Here is a 19092-nt window from a genome sequence, read left to right as displayed (position 1 = left end):
GTTTGCGGGGCGGTGTCGGGGCGTTTTTTTTGTTCCCCCCGGGGGGGGGGGGGGTTTTTTTTTTGGGGGGGGGTTTTTTTTTTGGGGGGGGGGGGGGGGGGGGGGGGGGGGGGGGGCCCCGGGGGGGGGGGGGGGGGGGGGCGCCCCCCCCCCCCGGCGGCGGGTCAGGAGGAGTACGCGCTGTTCTCGTGGACGTAGTCGGCGGTGAGGTCGTTGGTCCACACGACCGCGGAGGCGTCGCCCGCGTGCAGGTCGGCGGTGATGGTGACCTCGCGGTAGCGCATGTCGACCAGCGAGCGGTCCTCGCCGACGCCGCCGTCCTTGCAGACCCAGACGCCGTTGATGGCGACGTCGAGCCGGTCGGGCTCGAAGGCGGCGTCGGTGGTGCCGATGGCGGAGAGCACCCGGCCCCAGTTGGGGTCCTCGCCGTGCACGGCGCACTTGAGCAGGTTGTTGCGGGCGATGGTGCGGCCCACCTGGACGGCGTCGTCCTCGCTGGCCGCGCCGACGACCTCGATGCGGATGTCCTTGCTGGCGCCCTCGGCGTCGCCGATGAGCTGACGGGCCAGGTCGTCGCAGACGGTGCGGACGGCCTCGGCGAACTCCGCCTCGGCGGGGGCCTTGCCGGAGGCGCCGGAGGCCAGCAGCAGCACGGTGTCGTTGGTGGACATGCAGGCGTCGGAGTCGATCCGGTCGAAGGTGGTGCGGGTCGCGCCGCGCAGCACCCGGTCCAGGGTCCCGCTGTCCAGGTCGGCGTCGGTGGTGAGGACGACCAGCATGGTGGCGAGGGAGGGGGCGAGCATGCCCGCGCCCTTGGCCATGCCGCCGACGGTCCAGCCGTCGCCGGTGGCGACGGCCGTCTTGTGGACGGTGTCGGTGGTCTTGATGGCGATGGCGGCCTTCTCGCCGCCGTGCGCGCTGAGCGCGGCCGCGGCCGTCTCGACGCCGGGCAGCAGCTTGTCCATGGGCAGCAGCTCGCCGATGAGGCCGGTGGAGGCCACCGCGATGTCGCCCGCGCCCTCGCCGAGGATCTCGGCCGCCTTCTCGGCGGTGGCGTGGGTGTCCTGGAAGCCCCGCGGACCGGTGCAGGCGTTGGCCCCGCCGGAGTTGAGGACGACCGCGGCGACCTGGCCGTCCTTGACGACCTGCTCGGACCAGAGCACCGGAGCGGCCTTGACGCGGTTGGCCGTGAAGACGCCCGCAGCGGATCGACGGGGCCCGGTGTTGACCACGAGGGCCAGGTCCGGGTTGCCGTTCGCCTTGATGCCCGCGGCGATGCCCGCCGCGGTGAATCCCTGTGCTGCCGTGACGCTCACGGTCTTCTCCTTCCGGCCTTCCGGCCTCGTCCACCCCGGCGCCGCCTGGGCCCGGGGCGTGTCTCAGGGCGCCTCCCGTACGGGGGACGCGCCCGGGTCCGCCGCCCGTGCCCCGCTCAGGGGGCGATGCCGGTGGCGGGCAGTCCGCTGGTCTCGGGCAGGCCGAGGGCGAGGTTCATGCTCTGCACGGCGCCGCCCGCGGTGCCCTTGGTCAGGTTGTCGATGGCGCTGATGACGAGGATCCGCCCGGCGGCCTCGTCGTACGCCACCTGCAGCTGCGCGGTGTTGGAGCCGTGGACGGCGCCGGTCGCGGGCCACTGCCCCTCGGGCAGCAGCTGGACGAACGGCTCGTCGGCGTACGCCTTCTCGTAGACCGCGCGCAGGCTCGCCGCGTCGGTGCCGGGGCGGGCCTTGGCGCTGGAGGTGGCGAGGATGCCGCGCGGCATCGGGGCCAGCGTCGGGGTGAAGGAGACGGTGACCCGTTCCCCGGCGGCGGCGCTGAGGTTCTGGATCATCTCCGGGGTGTGCCGGTGCAGCCCGCCCACCCCGTACGGCGACATGGAGCCCATGACCTCGCTGCCCAGCAGGTGCGGCTTGGCCGCCTTGCCCGCGCCGGAGGTGCCGGAGGCGGCGACGACCACGGCCTCGGGCTCGGCGAGGCCGGCGGCGTAGGCCGGGGCGAGCGCCAGCGACACCGCGGTGGGATAGCAACCGGGCACCGCGACGCGCCTGGACCCCTTGAGCGCGGCGCGGGCTCCCGGCAGTTCGGGGAGGCCGTAGGGCCAGGTCCCGGCGTGCGGCGATCCGTAGAACCGTTCCCAGTCGGCGGCGTCCGCGAGCCGGAAGTCGGCCCCCATGTCCACCACCAGCACCGCGTCCCCGAGCTGCTCGGCGACGGCGGCCGACTGCCCGTGCGGCAACGCCAGGAAGACGACGTCGTGCCCGGCCAGGGTCTCCGGGGTGGTGGCCGCCAGCACCCGGTCGGCGAGCGGCAGCAGATGCGGCTGGAGCGCACCGAGCCGCTGGCCCGCGTTGGAGTTGGCGGTCAGCGCGCCGATCTCGACCTCGGGGTGCTGGAGCAGCAGCCGCAGCACCTCACCGCCCGCGTACCCACTCGCGCCCGCCACTGCCGCGCGTACCGTCATGGAACCCTCCTTCTAGGTGGCATGACTATACGCATAGGTGCACGTTTATGCAACGAGGGTCGGTGGGGCCGGGGCGACGGCGCCTGAGCGCGTGGCTGACGGCTGAGGGCGGACGCGGTGTCCGGCCAGGCGGGTGGGGCGAGTATGGGCGGGCCAGATGGAAGGGGAGGACCGTCGAGGAACGGGAGCGGCAGGAGCCCGTGGCCGACGCGAGGGCGGGACCGCCTCCGACACCGGGTGTATCGCGACTCTGAGGCCGAGGGCCGGTGCCCTCACGCGGAGTCCGTGGACGGGGCGCGCGCCGGGCCGCGCTTGACCCTGACACGGTGGCAAGGTCTTCACTGCTCACCGAGGAGGTGGTCTCGATGACGGTCATGGGACAGGCGGGGCAGGACGAGGACGTGGACGGCGGGGACGTGCACGTGAGGCGAGCGCTCGGCGGACTGGAGGACGGACGTTCGTCCGTGCGGCTGCGGGCCGCTCTGGCGGTCGGTACGGCGCCTGACCCGCGCTTCGTCGGCCCGCTCGTCGAGCGGTGCGCGGTCGAATCGGAGTTCTTCGTCCGGGACATGCTGACCTGGGCGCTGACCCGCCACCCGGCCCCGCTCACGCTTCCCGCGCTGCTGGGCGCGCTGCGCTCGGAGCGGGCGCAGGCGCGGAGCCAGGCGCTGCACACGCTCTCCAAGATCGGGGACCGGCAGGCGTACCCGGCGATCACCCGGGCGCTGCTGACGGACGCCGACGACGAGGTGGCGCGGAGCGCCTGGCGGGCCGCGGTGGCGCTGGTGCCGGAGGGCGGGGAGCCGGAGTTGGCCGAGGTGCTGGCGACGCAGCTCGGGCGCGGGGAGCGGGAGACGCACCTGAGTCTCAGCCGGGCGCTGGTCGCGCTCGGGGAGGCGATCACGCCGGTGCTACGTACCGCGGCCACCGCCGCCGACCCGGGCGTGCGCGCGCACGCGCTCGCCACCGAGCGGCTGCTGCGGGAGCCGGACACCGGCTTCGGGTTCGCGATCGAGGAGGCCAAGCGCGTCGTGGCCCTCGGCGGCTCCGGCGGGGAGGAAGGCTAGGACGTGCTGATCGGTGAGGTGGCGCGGCGGTCCGGTGTCAGCGCCCGCATGCTCCGGCACTACGAGTCGCTCGGGCTGGTGCGGCCCTCGGCGCGTACCGGATCCGGTTACCGGGAGTACTCCGGGGAGGACATCCGGCGGATCTTCCACGTCGAGAGCCTGCGGTCGCTGGGGTTGTCGCTGCGCGAGATCGGGCGGGCGCTCGACGACCCCGGTTTCGCGCCCTCGACGCTGGTCGGCGACCTCATCGACCGGACGCGTGAGCGGATCGCGGCGGAGACCGAGCTGCTCACGCGGCTGCGCCGGATCGACGCCGCGGGCCCCGCCCGCTGGGAGGATGTCCTCCAGGCCGTCGCGCTCCTCCAGGCCCTGGGGTCGAAGAGCGCCGACGCGCGCCAGCGGGCGGCGCTCTCCTCGGCCGACGAGGTTCCGGTGCCGGTGGAGGCCCTGGTCGAGGCGGTGCTGAGCGAGACGGAGCCGAACGTCGCCGGAGCCCTGCGCTGGGCGTTGGCGCGCTCGGGCGGGGGCGGCCCGGCGCTGCTGGCACAGGGCCTCGGCTCACCGGTGGCCGCGGTGCGCGAGCGCGCCGTGCGCTCCCTCGCCGAGCTGCCCGGCGAGGAGGCCGCCGCGCGGCTCCGGGAGGCTCTTGCGCACCGGGACGCCGCGGTCCGCGGGTACGCGGCTCTATCGCTCGGCGCGCGGAACGAGGCCGACGCCGTCCCGGTGCTCATGGACATGATCGTGGAGGGGCGGAACGACACGGACGCGGCCGACGTGCTGAGCGTGCTGGCGGACGACACGGCGAAGGCGGACCGGATCGCCACCGGGCTGGCCGACCGCATCGCCGACCCCGCCACTCCCCCGCCCGGACGCGGGCGGCTGACCCAGGCACTGGCGGGCGTCCCGGGGGCGGTGGCCGTACGCACCCTCGTGGAGCTGTCGCGCGACGAGGACCGCGCCGTCGCGCTGACCGCGACGTACCTTCTGCGGCTGCGCGACGCCACGCCCTGAGCCCCTCCACCCGGGCACGCCGCCGGGCCGCTCCCCGGTGGTTGTCCACCTCAGCGCCAGTCATGGCCCGCCGCCACCACACCGGGGCCGGGGTGGGGGGAGCGTGGTCCCGGCCCGCGGCCGGTCCTCGCAGGAGCCCCGCCGGCCGCCCGCTCGCCGGCCCCGGCCCACCGCGGGCTCCACCCCAAGAAGGCCCTTGCGCGGGCGAGACCGGCTGCGGAATCATCCCCGCATGGACACCCCGCCCGCCGACATCCTCCCCGCCGGCCCCGCTGAGCTGCGCCGCTGGCGCAGCGAGGACGCCGAGGCGCTGCACCGGGCCGTCACCGAGTCGCGGGACCACCTGGCGCCGTGGATGCCCTGGGCCGCCGGCCAGGGCCCGCGGGAGACCGAGGAGTACCTGGCCCGCTGCGACGAGGAGTGGGAGACCGGGCAGGCGTACACGTACGCGCTGACGGTCGGCGGGGAGGTGCTCGGCAGTTGCGGGCTGATGCGGCGGATCGGGCCGGGCGGCCTGGAGATCGGGTACTGGATCCACCCGGCGTGGACGGGCCGGGGGCTGGTCACCCGCTCCGTCGGCTCGCTCGTGGCGGCCGTGCGGGCGATGCCGGACGTGGACCACGTGACGATCCACCACGACGAGGCCAATCAGGCGAGCGGCGCCGTCGCCGCGCGGCTCGGCTTCACCGAGATCAGCAGGGCCCCGAAGCCGGGCGGCCCGACGGCGCCCGGGGAGAGCGGCATCGAGGTCGTCTGGCGCCTTCCCGTCCCGGTCGGCCCAGAGGGCCTGCCCCAGGTGGCCGGCGGGTGACACCGGCGCCGGGCGGCAGGGCCCAGGCGGTGGTCACGACCTGCGGCGCGGCTTGCCCCGCTTGGCGCCCTTGGACCCCCCGGCGCCCTTGCCGCCCTTGGCCCCCTTCGGCCCGCCCCCGCCACCGCCGCGCGGGTTCTTCCCACCGGACTTGGTCGGCGCCTTGCGCGGGGCGCCCTTGCCGTCGGAGCCCTTGCCCTGCGGCCGGCCCGCCGGGGCGGGGAGGCGGCCGCGGGTGCTGTTGACGGTGCGGCCGCGGACGATGCCGATGAAGGTGTCGACCAGGTCGGTGGTGTGCTCCTCGGGCCAGGAGAGGGCGACGCGGGACTCGGGGACGTCCAGCAGCGGGCGGTAGGTGAGGTCGCGCCGGTGGTGCAGGCGGGCCAGCGACTGCGGCACGGCCAGCAGGCCGACCCCGGCCGCCACCAGTTCGATCGCGTCGGCGGTGGTGGCGGGGCGTTCGATCGCGGGCAGGCCCGGCGGGTGTTCCCAGTCGAGCGGGTCGTCCAGCGGGTGGAGGACGAGTTCGTCCGCCAGGTCGTCGACGGTCACCTCGTCCAGCGCCGTCAGCAGGTGGTCCTTGGGGACGACGACCACGGTGGTCTCGGTGTAGAGGGGGATGGCGCTGAGGTCCGCGCCGTCCACCGGCAGCCGTACGAGCCCCGCGTCGGCCTCGCGCCCGCGCAGCGTGGCGAAGGCGTCGGGGGCCGGTACCTGCACCAGGGCGAGGGGGATCTCGGGGAGCCGCTCCTGCCAGATCCGCACCCATTTGCCGGGGGTCACGCCGGGGACGAACGCGAGCCGGAAGGACGGGGACGCGTCGGCGGCGGGCCGGTCTTCGGAGCTTGTCACCGGGCCAGGCTACCGGCCGGTTCGGAGGAGGCGCACATGCTGGATACCCTGGTCAGCATGACCTCGCACCAGAGCACCCAGACCATGAAGCCCGCGACCGCGGCCAAGAAACTGGGTGTGTACCTCCCGGCCACCCCCAGTGAGTTCCAGGAGGGGCCCGTCTCACGGGCCGAGCTCAACGCCCTCCAGGCCGATCCGCCCGAGTGGCTGCGCGACCTGCGGCGCGACGGCCCCCACCCGCGGCCGGTCGTCGCCGCCAAGCTGGGCGTCTCCATCGCCGGGCTCGCCCGCGGCGGAGTCACCGAGGCACTCACCACCGAGCAGATCGAGGCGCTGAAGGACGAGCGGCCCGAGTGGCTGGAGAAGGAGCGCGCCACCCAGGCCGAGGTCCGCAAGGAGACCGTCCGCCTCAAGGAGCGCGACGCGGCCCGCGCCGAGAAGTCGGCCCAGGCGGACGACTGACCTTTTCGAGCAGCCGGAGCGGGGCCTCTCCCAGGCCGCGCTCCGAAGACGCGAGGCGCACGGCGCGGCCCTGCGGGGCCGCGCCGTCGGCATGCCTCGGGTGCCCGGCGCCGTAACTCCCCCTCGCCCCGCCACCCGGCGCGGCTTCCCGCGGGGCCCGCGCGACGACGCCGCCCCGCCCCGGACGCCAGGTCCGGGGCGGGGCGGTGGGCCGGTGCGGTCCGTGGACCGCGCGGGGTCAGGCGAGGGTGGCGATCGCCTGGTTCAGCGTCTTCGACGGGCGCATGACGGCCTCGGCCTTGGCCGGGTCGGGCTGGTAGTAGCCGCCGATGTCGACCGGCTTGCCCTGGACGGCCGCCAGCTCGCCGACGATCGTCTCCTCCTGCTCCGCGAGGGTCGCGGCCAGCGGCGCGAACGCCTCGGCGAGCTTGGCGTCGTCGCTCTGCTGCGCCAGCTCCTGCGCCCAGTACAGGGCGAGGTAGAAGTGGCTGCCGCGGTTGTCGATGCCGCCGATCTTGCGGCTCGGCGACTTGTCCTCGTTGAGGAAGGTGCCGGTGGCGCGGTCCAGGGTGTCGGCCAGCACCTGGGCGCGGGCGTTGCCGGTGGTCTGCGCGAGGTGCTCGAAGCTGACGGCCAGGGCGAGGAACTCACCGAGGCTGTCCCAGCGGAGGTAGTCCTCCTTGACGAGCTGCTGGACGTGCTTCGGGGCGGAGCCGCCGGCGCCGGTCTCGAAGAGGCCGCCGCCGTTCATCAGCGGGACGACCGACAGCATCTTGGCGCTGGTGCCCAGCTCCAGGATGGGGAAGAGGTCGGTCAGGTAGTCGCGCAGCACGTTGCCGGTGACGGAGATGGTGTCCTCGCCGCGGCGGATGCGCTCCAGGGAGAAGCGGGTCGCCTCGACCGGCGAGAGGATCTTGATCTCCAGACCCTCGGTGTCGTGCTCCGGCAGGTACGCCCGGACCTTCTCGATGAGGCGCGCGTCGTGGGCGCGGCCCTCGTCCAGCCAGAAGACGGCCGGGGTGCCGGTGGCGCGGGCGCGGGTGACGGCGAGCTTCACCCAGTCCTTGATGGGCGCGTCCTTGGTCTGGCACATCCGGAAGATGTCGCCGGCGCCGACGGTCTGCTCCAGGACGGCCTCGCCGCTCCTGGTGTCGACCACGCGGACGGTGCCGGTGGTGGGCACCTCGAAGGTCTTGTCGTGGCTGCCGTACTCCTCGGCCTTCTGCGCCATGAGGCCGACGTTGGGGACCGAGCCCATGGTCGAGGGGTCGAAGGCGCCGTTGGCGCGGCAGTCCTCGATGACGGCCTGGTAGACACCGGCGTAGCTGCTGTCCGGCAGGACGGCCAGGGTGTCGGCCTCCCCGCCGTCCGGGCCCCACATGTGGCCGGAGGTGCGGATCATCGCGGGCATGGAGGCGTCCACGATGACATCGCTCGGGACGTGCAGGTTGGAGATGCCGCGGTCGGAGTCGACCATGGCCAGCGCCGGGCCCTCGGCCAGCTCGGCGTCGAAGGACGCCTTGATCTCGGCGCCCTCGGGCAGCCCCTCCAGGCCCTTGTAGATGCCGCCGAGGCCGTCGTTGGGGCTGAGGCCGGCGGCGGCGAGCGCCGGGCCGTACTGGGCGAAGGTCTTCGGGAAGAAGGCGCGGACCACGTGGCCGAAGATGATCGGGTCGGAGACCTTCATCATCGTCGCCTTGAGGTGGACGGAGAACAGCACGTCCTCGGCCTTGGCCTTGGCGATCTGCGCGGTCAGGAACTCGCGCAGGGCGGCGACGCGCAGCACGGAGGCGTCGACGACCTCGCCGGCGAGGACCGGTACGGACTCGCGCAGCACGGTGGTGGAGCCGTCGTCACCGACGAGCTCGATGCGCAGGGTGCCGTCCTCGGCGACGACCGCGGACTTCTCGGTGGACCGGAAGTCGTCGACGCCCATGGTGGCGACGTTGGTCTTGGAGTCGGCCGTCCAGGCGCCCATGCGGTGCGGGTGGGCCTTTGCGTAGTTCTTCACCGAGGCCGGGGCGCGGCGGTCGGAGTTGCCCTCGCGCAGGACCGGGTTGACGGCGCTGCCCTTGACCTTGTCGTACCGGGCGCGGACGTCCTTCTCCTCGTCGGTCTTCGGGTCGTCCGGGTAGTCCGGAAGCGCGTAGCCCTGCCCCTGGAGCTCGGCGACGGCCGCCTTGAGCTGGGGGATGGAGGCCGAGATGTTCGGCAGCTTGATGATGTTGGCCTGCGGCGTCCTGGCGAGTTCGCCGAGCTCGGCGAGGGCGTCCTCGATGCGCTGGCCCTCGGCGAGACGCTCGGGGAAGCTCGCGATGATCCGTCCCGCGAGGGAGATGTCACGGCGCTCCACCGTGACACCCGCCGTCGAGGCGTACGCCTCGACGACCGGCAGGAACGAATACGTCGCCAGGGCCGGGGCCTCGTCGGTGTGCGTATAGATGATGGTCGAGTCAGTCACCGGTGCTCCGCTCCACGTCTGCAACATTGCTCGACATCAAGATATCTCGTCGGACCCCTCCACCCGAAAGGGCCCTCCGCCCCTTCAGGGGTAGAGGCTGCGCCGGTACGTGGCCGGGTCGGGCAGCGCCTGGAGGATCAGCCCGGCCAGGTCGGCGTAGGTGAGGCGGTGCGTGTCGGCCCGGCGCGGGGCGGTGGAGGGTGGGCGGTGGCCGCGCGCGGGCCCCTCGGTGAGGACGGCGGGGCGGACGACGGTCCAGTCGAGGCCGCTGGCGGTGACCACGGCGTCCTGCTCCCGGCGTCCACGTACGGCGGGGGCGGCGACGGTGCCGTACAGCTTGGCCAGTCCCCGCTGGACGGTGCCCTGCACGTGGTCGCCGTAGGCGGCCTCGGAGACGACCAGGAGGCGGTGGACGCCGAGCAGGTGCATGGCGTCCACGACGTTGCGGGTGCCCTGGGCGTAGAGCGGGGTACGCCGTTCGCGGCGGCGCAGGCCGAAGGCGACGACCACGGCGTCGGCGCCGTCGAGCGCGTCCAGGACGGTGTCCCGCTCGAAGACCGACCCGGTGACGATCCGCCCTGCGGGGGCTCCGGCGAGGCGGGCGGGATCGCGGACATGGGCGGTGGTGGGCAGGCCGGCGGCGGCCGCCGCGGTGAGCAGGGCGCGTCCGGTGCGGCCGGTGGCGCCGAAGACGGTGAGGTTCACCGGGCGCTCCGCCCGGGCGCGCGGTGCTCGGCGGCGGCACTGCTCATCGGTGTCCTTTCCCGGGCCCGCGGGGTCTTCCCCGGCGGCCGCGCGGGACGGTGCGGGCCGCCGCAGCATCACGCTAGGCGCGGCTCCACGCACCCGCCACCGCGCACGGGCGGTCGGCGGTCAGCCGGGCCGGGAGGCGGTCGAGGCCGGCGGCGTCCACACGTAGGGGGTCGTGGTGGTGAGGGTGCGGAAGCCGAGTCGGTCCAGGATGGGCCTGCTCCGGTCGGTCGCGTCGACCTGGACCCAGCGCACGCCCCGCTCGACGGCGATCCGCGCGCGTTCGGCGACCAGGGCCCGGTACAGGCCGAGCCCACGGGCGGCCGGGACGGTGCCGCCGCCCCACAGTCCGGCGAACTCCCCGCCCTCGTCCCACTCCAGCCGGCCCGCGCTCAGCGGCCGGTCACCGTCGAGGACGACCAGTACGGCGCTGCCGGCGGGGCGGTCGGCGAGCAGGGCGCAGACCCAGGCGCGGATCCGGGTGCGGTCGTCGCCGAAGGCGGCCTGGTGGACCTCGGCGACCAGGTCGGCCTCGTCGGGGCCGGTCAGGCGGTGCAGTCGCATCCCCGCGGGCAGCGGGACCCGGTGCGGCAGCCGGTCGGCCTCGGCCACCATCAGGCTCTCCGCCGGCTCGGCGACGAAGCCCGCCGCGCGCAGCCGGGCCGCGAGCCCGTCGGCATCCTCGCCGGAGCGGCCCGCGGCGGGACGCAGCCGGTCGTGCCCGTACAGCTTCCACTCGAAGGAGCGCCCCAGGGCCGCGAAGTGGGCCACGTGCGCGGCGATGACGGCGTCGGCCTCGCCGACGTCCAGCCCGGACCAGACCACGCCGTCCCACCCGTCGGGCCCGCCGGTCTGGCGCAGGCTCCCCCCGACGCGCTCGACCACGGCGCCGGGGCCGTCCGGGCGTGCCTGGCGGCGCATGCGGAGGTCGTAGTACGCCCGGAGCTCGTCGGGGCTCGGGGTGGCGGGGGCGGCGACGCGCGGTGGAGTGTCCATGGCGGGACCCCACCACCGGCGGCGCCGGGAGCCAAGCCGTTTTCCGGTGCGGACGGGACGGCGGCACCGCCGGGTGCGCGGATCAGGGGCGGGCGCCCGCCCCAGCCGCCACCCCCTCCAGCATCAGCTCCAGCACCCGGGGGCTCGCCTCCGGCCGGGCCGTGGCGTGCTCACGTACCCAGGCGGCCGCCGTCAGCAGGTCGAACAGCTCGTCCGGCGTGGGATCGGGCCGGACCTGGCCCGCCTCCTGCGCGGCCGTGAGCAGGTCGGCGGCGCCCTGGTGCATGGCCGCGCAGGCGGCGTGGGACGGGGTGCCCTCGTCGTCCATCGCCTCGGTGAGGATGCCCACCAGGCCGCGGAAGGTGCTGATGTGCCGGCCAGTCCTGGAAGTTCCCGACCGGTTCGGAGGCGAGCACCGGGCCGAGCAGCGCGCCCACCGTCTCGGCGTCGAAGACCCGGGAGCCGGGGAGGAGGGCGGCCAGTTCGCGGGTGGTGGTGGTCTTGCCGGCGCCGTAGGTGCCGTTCAGCCAGATGATCACCTCGCCGAGGGTAGCCGCGCCGGCGGCTCAGCGGGGTGCTTCCAGCCGTAAGCTCCACCGGCCCGGATGGCCGGTGAGGGCGGCGGTGGAGAGGGGGCCCAGGTCGACGTTCCAGTAGGTGGCCGGGGGCGCCTTGAGGGCGTAGACCAGCAGGGCCCGGACGACGGCGGGTTCGGCGACGGCGACCAGGGCGTTGCCGTCCTCGAAGGGGCGGGTGTCGAGCCAGCAGCCGACCCGGGTGACGAAGTCGAGCAGGCTCTCCCCGCCGTGCGGCGCGGCGCGCGGGTCGCGGAGCCAGCTGTCGACGGCGCGCGGGTCGTGGGCGGCGACCTCGCCGAGGGTCAGGCCCCGCCAGGACCCCATGTCCCAGTCGCTGAGAGCGGGTTGGACGAGCGGCGCGAAGCCGAGGGCGTCGCCGGTGGCCCGGCTGCGGTGGGTCGGGGAGCAGTAGCGCAGGTCGGCGGCGCAGAGCGGGACGAGGGCGTGCGAGGCGAGCTGCACGGCGTGCCAGGCGGCCTGGTCCAGGGGGCGGTCGTCGGCGAACCGCTCGGCGAGGCGTGAGGCGCCGAGCGGTGCTGTGACGAGCGTCACCCGAACGTGCATGCGGCGATCGTGGAGGGTATCGCCTTCGGGGTCAAGAGGGCCTGGTTCCAGGTGAGTTGAGTAACGGCCGCTGCCGCGACCGCCGGTGCGGCGGCGACGGCTCAGGGCGCGCCGAGGACCATCCACTGAGCGGGCCTGGGGGAGCGGGGTGAATCCCAGCTCGGCGTACGCCCCGTGGGCGTCGTCGGTGGCGAGGAGCACGCGGCGCATGCCGTGCGGCGCGCGCCGGACGAGGTCGGCGAGGACGGCGGCCATGAACGAGGTGCCGAGGCCCCGGCCCCGGGCGGCCGGGGCGATGCAGACGTCGCAGAGGTACGCGAGGGCGGCCAGGTCGGTGACGAGGCGCGCGCATCCCACCTGCGCGCCGGACGCCTCCTCGTACACCCCGTAGGCGAGCGTCTGCGTCTGCGCCTCGCGGCTGCGGCCCAGTGCCCAGTAGGCGTCGGTGGAGAGCCAGTGGTGGACGAGGTCCGCGTCGAAGCGTGCGGGGCCGGCGGAGCAGACGTGCCCCGGAGGCAGCGGGTGTCGGGCGGCGGCGTCGAGGAGTTCCGAGGTGTCGATCGCTGGGGCGGTGTTCACAGGCGGGGGCGGGTGGTGGCAGCCGGTTCACCGGGGCCCTCCCGGCGGTTCGGCGCCGTCGGGGCCGCCCGGCAGCGCCTCCTCACAGGCGGCGCGGAGCCTGCGTACCCCCTCGGTGATCTCGGCCGTGCCGGCGGTGGCGGCGAAGCCGAGGCGCAGGTGGACGGCGGGCGGCTCGGCGCAGAAGTACGGCCTGCCGGGGGTGACCGCGACCCCGGCGCGGAGTGCCGCCCCGGTGAGAGCGGCCTCGTCGGTGCCCTCGGGAGCGCGGACCCACAGGTGGAAGCCGCCCCGGGGCGCGGCGGCCTGGACGAGCGCGGGCACCTGGCGGCGGAGTTCGGCGGCGAGGTGGTCGCGGCGCGGCCGCAGCGCGGCGGCGACCGCGCGCAGGTGGCGGGGCCAGGCCGGGGAGCCGACCAGTTCGAGGGCGGCCTCCTGGAGGGGGCGGGGGACGAAGAACTGGTCGACCACCTGGATGGCGCGCAACCGCTCCAGCACCGGCCCCCGGGCGGCGAGCGCGCCGACCCGCAGGCTCGGCGAGGTGATCTTGGTGAGCGAGCGGAGGTGGACGACGACGCCGTCCGGGTCGTCGGCGGCGAGCGGCGGCGGCAGCGCCCCGGCGTCCTCGTGGGCGAGGCGCCGGGCGAAGTCGTCCTCGATCACGAACGCTCCGGCCTCCCGGGCGATCCGGACCACTTCACGGCGCCGTTCGCGGGCGAGCACGGCACCGGTCGGGTTCTGGAAGAGCGGCTGGCAGACCAGGACGCGGGCGCCGGTGGCCCGCAGCGCCGCCGCGAACAGCTCGGGCCGCAGCCCGTCCGCGTCGACGGGTACGGGGACGGGGCGCTGCCCCGCCGCCCGGGCGACGGCGAGCATCCCCGGGTAGGTCGGCGACTCGACGAGGACCGGCGCGCCGGGCGGCGCCAGCGCCCGCAGGGCCGTGGTCAGCGCGGACTGGCCGCCCGCCGTGACCAGTACGTCGGCGCCGGTCGGCCCGGCCTCGCCGCCGGGCCCGGCGATCTCCCGGGAGAACCAGGCGCGCAGCTCCGGGAGTCCGTCGGTCGGCGGCCGGTTCCACGCCCCCGGCCTGCGCCCGGCGCGGGCCAGCGCGGCGGCCAGCGCCCGCTCCGGCTGGAGCGAGGGGTGGAGGTAGCCGCCGTTGAACTCGACGACGCCAGGTGGCGGTTCGGCGAGCGTGACGAGGACACCGGAGGCGTCCACGGAACGGGGCACGGGCCCGGCGGCGGTCTGCGCCGACAGGGCGACCTCCTGCCAGGAGGTGTCCCCGGGCGCCGGGGCGGCGGCGCCACTCGGCTCGGCCCGGTACGCGCCGGAGCCGGGCCGGGTGACGACGACCCCTTCGGCGGCGAGCTGGGCGAGGGCCCGGGAGACGGTCACCGGGCTGACCCGGTACCGCTCGACCAGCACTCGGCTCGACGGAAGACGCTCGCCCGGAGAGTAGCGGTCCACTTCCTGGCGCAGGGCTACGGCCAACTCCGTCACACTGCTACGCTCGGTCATGAGAGCACAGAGTAGCGCTACCGCCTACACCGCGAAAGCGGTCACTCCCCCGCCCCCTCCCGCGAGCCCTCCCCCGATCCCGTCCACGGCGCGGGCGACCGGCACAGCCGCCGGGTCCCCGGCGGGCACCCGCGCCGCCTCCCCGCCACCGGGCCGCGCTCCGGGCGCCGGCGCCAACACCGCCCTCGCCCTGCTGGGCGTCTTCTGCTTCTCCCTGACCTTCCCCTCCACCGTCTGGGGCCTGGAAAGCTTCGGCCCGTGGTCGCTGGTGGCCGTACGCGGCGTCCTCGCCGCCGCCGTCGCCGGGGTGTTCCTGCTGGCCCAGCGCGCGCCACTGCCCGAGCGGCGGCACTGGGCCGGGCTCGCGGTGGTCGGCGGGGGCGTGGTGATCGGCTTCCCGCTGCTGACGACGCTGGCGCTGGGCACCTCATCCACCGCCCACGCGGCCGTGGTAGTGGGCCTGCTGCCGCTGACCACGGCCGCCCTCGCGGCACTGCGCACCGGCCGGCGCCCCTCGCGGACCTTCTGGACGGCCGCGGTGGCGGGGGCGGCGGTCGTGGCCGCCTTCACCTGGCAGCAGAGTGCCGGCGCCCTGTCCACCGGCGACCTGTACCTCTTCGGCGCGCTCCTGGTCTGCGCCGCCGGGTACACGGAGGGCGGCCGCCTCGCCTCCCTGATGCCCGGCTGGCAGGTGGTCGGCTGGGCACTGGTCCTCTGCCTGCCCGTCACGGTCGCCGGGTCGGCTCTCGCTCTCAGCCTGGAACCGGTCCGCTGGAGCATGCACGGCGCGGTGGGCCTGGCCTGGGTCGCCGCCGGGTCGACCTTCCTGGGGCTGTACGTCTGGTACCGGGGCATGGCCGGGATCGGCGTGGCCCGGGCCAGCCAGCTCCAGCTCGCCCAGCCGCTGATGACGCTGGCCTGGTCGTTCTGGCTGCTCGGCGAGGAGCTGACCTGGGCCGCCCCGCTGGCGGCGACGGGCGTCCTCGTCTGCATCGCCGTCACCCAGCGCGCCCGCGACTGACGGCCACGGCGGCGCCGCGCGACCCCGCCTCCCCACACCTCGCGCGGCGCCGCCGTCACACAGCGCCACCGCCCCGCCCCCCGAGCAGCGCCCGCCCCGCCTCCGGAGGGCGTGCCGATCCTCACAGGCCCCCTCCCCTCCGCTCGGAGACCGCCCCGACCGCACATCCCGCACGAGACCGGCGCCACCGCCATCCACCCCACCCTGAATACCCGCTTCGCCCTTTTCGCCCCTCCCTTCCCCTTCATCCCCCTACGGGGGCTTTCGCGGCTCCGGAAGGGCGCCCCGGCTCGCCACGCGGGCACTCATCCGGAGTAACGTTCAGCGTTCAGGCGCACGTCCGCACCCTGGACGTAGCCGGTCCGAAGATCAGCGAGAGACACGAGGGACGGACTCGATGGCGGATATCGCACGCGTCGGCGTAGTCGGCTGCGGCCAGATGGGAGCGGGCATCGCCGAGGTGTTCGCCCGTTCCGGGCTCGACGTGATGGTCGCCGAGACCACCGGCGAGGCCCTGGAGATCGGCCGCACCCGCCTGCAGAACTCCCTCACCAAGGCAGCGGCGCGCGGGAAGATCACCGAGGACGAGCTGAACGAGACCCTGGAGCGGCTGACCTTCACCACCGACCTCGGCGAGTTCGCCGACCGGGACCTCGTGATCGAGGCCGTGGTGGAGAACGAGCAGGTCAAGACCGAGATCTTCCAGGTCCTCGACCAGGTCGTGACCCGCGAGGACGCCATCCTGGCCTCCAACACCTCCTCCATCCCGCTGGTCAAGCTGGCCGTGGCGACCGCCCGCCCGGACCAGGTCATCGGCATTCACTTCTTCAACCCGGCCCCCGTGCAGAGCCTGGTGGAGCTGATCCCGGCACTGACCACCTCCGAGGGCACCCTCAGCCGCGCCCAGGCTGTCGTAAAGAAGCTCCTCGGAAAGCACGCGATCCGCGCCCAGGACCGTTCCGGCTTCGTCGTCAACGCGCTGCTGATCCCGTACCTCCTCTCCGCCATCCGGATGTTCGAGTCCGGCATCGCCAGCCGCGAGGACATCGACAACGGCATGGAACTGGGCTGCGCCCACCCCATGGGCCCCCTCAAACTCTCCGACCTCATCGGCCTCGACACGGTCGCCTCGGTCGCCGACTCCATGTACGCCGAGTACAAGGAACCCCTGTACGCCGCACCCCCGCTCCTCCAGCGCATGGTCGACGCGGGCCGCCTCGGCCGCAAGACGGGGTCGGGGTTCTACGCGTACCAGTGAGCTGAACGGGCCCGCACGAGACCCGGACGCCACGGGCCTGAGAGCCAGAGGCCGCGAGACACCGAGGCCGCTCCTTCCTCCGCGAGGGGGCGGCCTCTTCGCGTCTCGCCTTCCCGCAGCTCCCACGAGCCGCGCTGTGGCGGGTGCCGGCCACCCTCATCGACCAGCATGGCCCGTGCCCACCCGTCCGCCCATCACCACTCACTCAGCCACTCAGCCGCCCCGATAGTGATCGGCGACCGCCGCGAAAGCCGCCTTCGGCTCCCAGGGCATGTCGGGGTAGGTGACGCCATGGCCCCCCGACGCCCGCGAGTTGCTCCCGGGACGGACGAAACCGGTGTCGTAACAGATGCCTTTGGCGCGCACGGAGGTGGCCTCTCTGTCGGGGTTCGAGAGTAACCCCGTTCTTGCGTGCACGCAAGTTTGCGCGCACGCATTTTTGCGTCCCCGTACCTGAGCTGGGAGACTGCGGGCGTGACGACGACGAGGCGGACCGGACTGCGCGAGCAGAAGAAGCGGGCGACCAGGGTGGCGTTGCGCGAAGCGGCCCTGAGCCTGGCCCTGGAGCGTGGGCCCGACAACGTCCGGGTGGACGACATCGCGGAGGCCGCCGGGGTCTCCCCCAGGACCTACAACAACTACTTCTCCAGCCGTGAACAGGCGATCGTCGCCGCCATCACCGCCGAACGGGAAGCCCGGATCGCGGCGGAGGTCGCCGCCGCGCCCGCCGAGGACCGCCTCGCGGACGCCTTGACGGACGCGATCCTGACGAGGTACACCGAGCCGGGCGACACCGAGCGGTTCCTGATCACCGCCAGCCCGCCCCTGCGCGACGCCTTCCTGGAGGCGGCGACGGAGATCGAGCACCCCCTCGCCGACGCGATCGGCCTCCGCCTGGGCGACACCACCACGCCCACCGCCCGTGTGCTGGCGGCGAGTGTGGCGGCCGCCGTACGCATCGCCCTGCACCAGTGGCTCGGCGCGACGATCGACCGCTCCGCCGGAAACGGGGGGCTGGTCATCGCGTCGGGCTCCCTGCCCGACCTGCTCCGCGCCACGATCGCTCCGCTCGCCCCGGCGATCGACGCCGCCGAGGAACGGTCGCGGCAGGCGCGGTCGGGATGACGCGCGCCTCGTCGGGAACCGGACCGTCACCGTGGGCAGCTGTCGCCATGAGCGGAACTCGTCAGTTCGTCATATTGGCGCCGAGTTTCGCACTCTGTGGACCGTGCTGACCCTGTTTCCGATGAAACCGGTGGAGCTAGGTCACTGCACCGACGGCTGCGGCGCCGACCAAGGCTCGCGGCCGCCCCCCTGCGGTGGCACCGTCCGCGAGCGTTCCGAGCACAGGACCACCACCGCCGCGTCGTCGGCGGGTGGGCCCTGGCTGTGGTCGACCAGGGCGGAGTGGAGGGCGGTGGCCGCCGTCTGGGCCGTGAACGGGCCGTCAGCGATGTGGCACAGGGTGTCCACGAGGGGGAAGAAGCGGCCCGACGGGTCGCGGGCGTCCTCGACGCCGTCGGTGTGCAGGACCAGGCCCTGGCCGGGGAGGAGGCGGCCGCAGTGGCGGACCGGCAGGTCGGTGGGGAGAGGGAAGGGGCCCAGCGGCGGGAGCGGGTCGGCTCGGCTGAGGGGCTCGGCGCCGGCCGAGAGCAGGTGGGGCCAGGGGTGGCCGCAGTTGACGGTGAGGAGGGTGCCGTCGGGGCGGATCTCCAGCAGGAGGAGGGTCACGAACTCCTCGGCGAGGGGGTGTTCGGGGTCGGCGGGGGCGTTGGCCGGATGTTCCAGGCGGGCCCGGCGGCGCAGGTCGCGGGTGAGGGCGCGGTCCAGACGGCGCAGGACGCCGCCGAGCGCCGGTTCGTCGTGGGCGGCCTCGCGGAAGCTGCCGAGGACGGTGGCGACGGTGCCGATGGCGGTCAGCCCGTGGCCGCGCACGTCACCGATGACGACGCGTACGCCGTGGTCGGTGGCGACCGCCTCGTAGAGGTCCCCGCCGACCGAGGCCGCCGGGTGGGCCGAGAAGCGGCGGGCGGCCAGGGCCAGGCCGTCCAGGCGGGCGGGCAGGGGGCGGAGCAGGACGCCCTGGGCCGCCCCGGCCACCTCGTCGATCCGCCGCAGGTCCCGCAGGAGGCTGCGGTGGATACGGGCGATGAGGGCCGCGCCGACCGCGAAGAGGACGGCGCTGGTGCCGATCCGGGTCGGCAGGTCGTCACGCTGGGCGAAGGGGCAGGCGTACTTGTAGCCGAGGACGGCGGCACCCCAGAGCAGGGCGGGCACGAGGGAGGCGAGGGGGTGGTGTCGGGCCGGCCGGGCTCCACCGGCCGCTCGGGACCGCGCGGCGCGGCTGACAGGCTTGGTACGGAACATCCGACGGCCTCCCTGAGGGGGTGGCCGGGGGTCGGGGAGCCGGTGCACCGCGCACCGCGTCCGGTGGGGCCCACCCCTTCGGCCGGACTGATTCTGTCCGGCGGTGCGGGCGGCACGGCCGGGGTGGGCCGGGTTCCCACCCGAACGAGTGAGGGGCCTGCCCGGCTGCCGGGCAGGCCCCTCACTCAGTGGCGCACCGCCGTCCGGCGGGACGGGCGGTACGCCGGGCGGGGGGGGGCGGGGGGGGGGGGGGGGCGCGCGCGCCGAGCGGCCCGAGAAAAACGCCAACCACCACAACACCCACCGGGAGAGAGAGGACATGTTGGTGAGAAT

The 19092-nt window shown here is 74.8% G+C and carries 16 protein-coding genes and 3 pseudogenes; 7 read left to right on the top strand and 12 right to left on the bottom strand.

What is annotated here, in order from left to right:
• Nucleotides 1–164: 164 nt before the first annotated feature.
• The gene (gene argJ / locus ACFWMZ_RS27005; protein WP_383180556.1) at nucleotides 165–1316 is read right to left on the bottom strand and encodes a bifunctional glutamate N-acetyltransferase/amino-acid acetyltransferase ArgJ; all 1152 of its coding nucleotides are present in this window, start codon (nucleotides 1314–1316) and stop codon (nucleotides 165–167) included.
• A 116-nt stretch (nucleotides 1317–1432) separates the two neighbouring features.
• Nucleotides 1433–2461, bottom strand: coding sequence for an N-acetyl-gamma-glutamyl-phosphate reductase (gene argC / locus ACFWMZ_RS27000; protein WP_383204732.1), 1029 nt, complete (start codon nucleotides 2459–2461; stop codon nucleotides 1433–1435).
• A gap of 365 nt (nucleotides 2462–2826) precedes the next feature.
• On the opposite strand from argC, the gene ACFWMZ_RS26995 reads away from it, so the two are divergent.
• From ACFWMZ_RS26995 to ACFWMZ_RS26985, 3 genes are all read left to right on the top strand, one after another.
• Nucleotides 2827–3528, top strand: a complete 702-nt coding sequence (locus tag ACFWMZ_RS26995) for a HEAT repeat domain-containing protein (RefSeq protein ID WP_383204738.1) — start codon at nucleotides 2827–2829, stop codon at nucleotides 3526–3528.
• Between the two features lie 3 nt (nucleotides 3529–3531).
• On the top strand, nucleotides 3532–4539 hold the full coding sequence (locus ACFWMZ_RS26990; protein WP_383204729.1) for a MerR family transcriptional regulator: 1008 nt from the start codon (nucleotides 3532–3534) through the stop codon (nucleotides 4537–4539).
• Between the two features lie 232 nt (nucleotides 4540–4771).
• Complete coding sequence (locus ACFWMZ_RS26985; protein WP_383180547.1) at nucleotides 4772–5350, top strand: GNAT family N-acetyltransferase; 579 nt, start codon at nucleotides 4772–4774, stop codon at nucleotides 5348–5350.
• A gap of 33 nt (nucleotides 5351–5383) precedes the next feature.
• On the opposite strand, the gene ACFWMZ_RS26980 is transcribed toward ACFWMZ_RS26985, so the two are convergent.
• Complete coding sequence (locus tag ACFWMZ_RS26980) at nucleotides 5384–6202, bottom strand: LysR family substrate-binding domain-containing protein (RefSeq protein ID WP_383180544.1); 819 nt, start codon at nucleotides 6200–6202, stop codon at nucleotides 5384–5386.
• A gap of 36 nt (nucleotides 6203–6238) precedes the next feature.
• On the opposite strand from ACFWMZ_RS26980, the gene ACFWMZ_RS26975 reads away from it, so the two are divergent.
• On the top strand, nucleotides 6239–6664 hold the full coding sequence (locus tag ACFWMZ_RS26975; RefSeq protein ID WP_383204726.1) for a DUF5997 family protein: 426 nt from the start codon (nucleotides 6239–6241) through the stop codon (nucleotides 6662–6664).
• A 238-nt stretch (nucleotides 6665–6902) separates the two neighbouring features.
• Here ACFWMZ_RS26975 and ACFWMZ_RS26970 read toward each other — a convergent pair whose 3' ends face one another.
• The 8 genes and pseudogenes from ACFWMZ_RS26970 to ACFWMZ_RS26935 form a co-directional block, all read right to left on the bottom strand.
• Nucleotides 6903–9125, bottom strand: a complete 2223-nt coding sequence (locus ACFWMZ_RS26970; protein ID WP_383180538.1) for an NADP-dependent isocitrate dehydrogenase — start codon at nucleotides 9123–9125, stop codon at nucleotides 6903–6905.
• Between the two features lie 84 nt (nucleotides 9126–9209).
• Nucleotides 9210–9830, bottom strand: coding sequence for an NAD(P)-dependent oxidoreductase (locus tag ACFWMZ_RS26965; RefSeq protein WP_383180535.1), 621 nt, complete (start codon nucleotides 9828–9830; stop codon nucleotides 9210–9212).
• 168 nt (nucleotides 9831–9998) lie between these two features.
• A complete protein-coding gene (locus ACFWMZ_RS26960; RefSeq protein ID WP_383204723.1) occupies nucleotides 9999–10871 on the bottom strand; it encodes a GNAT family N-acetyltransferase in 873 nt (290 codons plus the stop codon).
• An 82-nt stretch (nucleotides 10872–10953) separates the two neighbouring features.
• Nucleotides 10954–11247: pseudogene (locus ACFWMZ_RS26955) on the bottom strand (TetR/AcrR family transcriptional regulator); the annotation flags it as partial.
• A pseudogene (locus ACFWMZ_RS26950) lies at nucleotides 11246–11410 on the bottom strand (ATP-binding protein); the annotation flags it as partial. The pseudogenes ACFWMZ_RS26950 and ACFWMZ_RS26955, both read right to left, overlap by 2 nt.
• A 27-nt stretch (nucleotides 11411–11437) precedes the next feature.
• Nucleotides 11438–12013 (bottom strand): histidine phosphatase family protein, encoded by a 576-nt coding sequence (locus tag ACFWMZ_RS26945; protein WP_383204735.1) that lies wholly within the window; start codon nucleotides 12011–12013, stop codon nucleotides 11438–11440.
• Nucleotides 12014–12190: 177 nt separating this feature from the next.
• Nucleotides 12191–12370, bottom strand: a pseudogene (locus ACFWMZ_RS26940) (GNAT family N-acetyltransferase); the annotation flags it as partial.
• Nucleotides 12371–12619: 249 nt separating this feature from the next.
• Nucleotides 12620–14113: a PLP-dependent aminotransferase family protein gene (locus tag ACFWMZ_RS26935; protein ID WP_383180526.1), complete on the bottom strand. Its 1494-nt coding sequence runs from the start codon at nucleotides 14111–14113 to the stop codon at nucleotides 12620–12622.
• Between ACFWMZ_RS26935 and ACFWMZ_RS26930 the strand changes: the two genes are divergently transcribed.
• From ACFWMZ_RS26930 to ACFWMZ_RS26920, 3 genes are all read left to right on the top strand, one after another.
• Complete coding sequence (locus ACFWMZ_RS26930; RefSeq protein ID WP_383204720.1) at nucleotides 14112–15134, top strand: DMT family transporter; 1023 nt, start codon at nucleotides 14112–14114, stop codon at nucleotides 15132–15134. The two genes, ACFWMZ_RS26935 and ACFWMZ_RS26930, sit on opposite strands and share 2 nt — an antisense overlap.
• Before the next feature lie 397 nt (nucleotides 15135–15531).
• Entirely contained in the window at nucleotides 15532–16392 is an 861-nt protein-coding gene (locus tag ACFWMZ_RS26925) for a 3-hydroxybutyryl-CoA dehydrogenase (RefSeq protein WP_383204717.1), read from the top strand.
• 474 nt (nucleotides 16393–16866) lie between these two features.
• Nucleotides 16867–17517 (top strand): TetR/AcrR family transcriptional regulator, encoded by a 651-nt coding sequence (locus ACFWMZ_RS26920; RefSeq protein WP_383180515.1) that lies wholly within the window; start codon nucleotides 16867–16869, stop codon nucleotides 17515–17517.
• Between the two features lie 141 nt (nucleotides 17518–17658).
• On the opposite strand, the gene ACFWMZ_RS26915 is transcribed toward ACFWMZ_RS26920, so the two are convergent.
• A complete protein-coding gene (locus ACFWMZ_RS26915) occupies nucleotides 17659–18759 on the bottom strand; it encodes a PP2C family protein-serine/threonine phosphatase (protein WP_383180506.1) in 1101 nt (366 codons plus the stop codon).
• Between the last annotated feature and the right edge of the window lie 333 nt (nucleotides 18760–19092).

The organism is Streptomyces sp. NPDC058373, assembly GCF_042723275.1.
Classification (GTDB): Bacteria; Actinomycetota; Actinomycetes; order Streptomycetales; family Streptomycetaceae; genus Streptomyces.
The sequence above is the reverse complement of the archived record's forward strand: the minus strand, read 5'-3'. Positions and strand labels throughout refer to the sequence as shown.

What these genes read in the sequence shown, in the direction of transcription:
- ACFWMZ_RS26995 (WP_383204738.1), top strand. Translation starts at nt 2,827, where the DNA reads ATGACGGTCATGGGACAGGCGGGGCAGGACGAGGACGTGGACGGCGGG.
- ACFWMZ_RS26985 (WP_383180547.1), top strand. Translation starts at nt 4,772, where the DNA reads ATGGACACCCCGCCCGCCGACATCCTCCCCGCCGGCCCCGCTGAGCTG.
- ACFWMZ_RS26960 (WP_383204723.1), bottom strand. Translation starts at nt 10,871, where the DNA reads ATGGACACTCCACCGCGCGTCGCCGCCCCCGCCACCCCGAGCCCCGAC.
- ACFWMZ_RS26925 (WP_383204717.1), top strand. Translation starts at nt 15,532, where the DNA reads ATGGCGGATATCGCACGCGTCGGCGTAGTCGGCTGCGGCCAGATGGGA.
- ACFWMZ_RS26975 (WP_383204726.1), top strand. Translation starts at nt 6,239, where the DNA reads ATGCTGGATACCCTGGTCAGCATGACCTCGCACCAGAGCACCCAGACC.
- ACFWMZ_RS26935 (WP_383180526.1), bottom strand. Translation starts at nt 14,113, where the DNA reads ATGACCGAGCGTAGCAGTGTGACGGAGTTGGCCGTAGCCCTGCGCCAG.
- ACFWMZ_RS26915 (WP_383180506.1), bottom strand. Translation starts at nt 18,759, where the DNA reads ATGTTCCGTACCAAGCCTGTCAGCCGCGCCGCGCGGTCCCGAGCGGCC.
- argC (WP_383204732.1), bottom strand. Translation starts at nt 2,461, where the DNA reads ATGACGGTACGCGCGGCAGTGGCGGGCGCGAGTGGGTACGCGGGCGGT.
- ACFWMZ_RS26945 (WP_383204735.1), bottom strand. Translation starts at nt 12,013, where the DNA reads ATGCACGTTCGGGTGACGCTCGTCACAGCACCGCTCGGCGCCTCACGC.
- ACFWMZ_RS26930 (WP_383204720.1), top strand. Translation starts at nt 14,112, where the DNA reads ATGAGAGCACAGAGTAGCGCTACCGCCTACACCGCGAAAGCGGTCACT.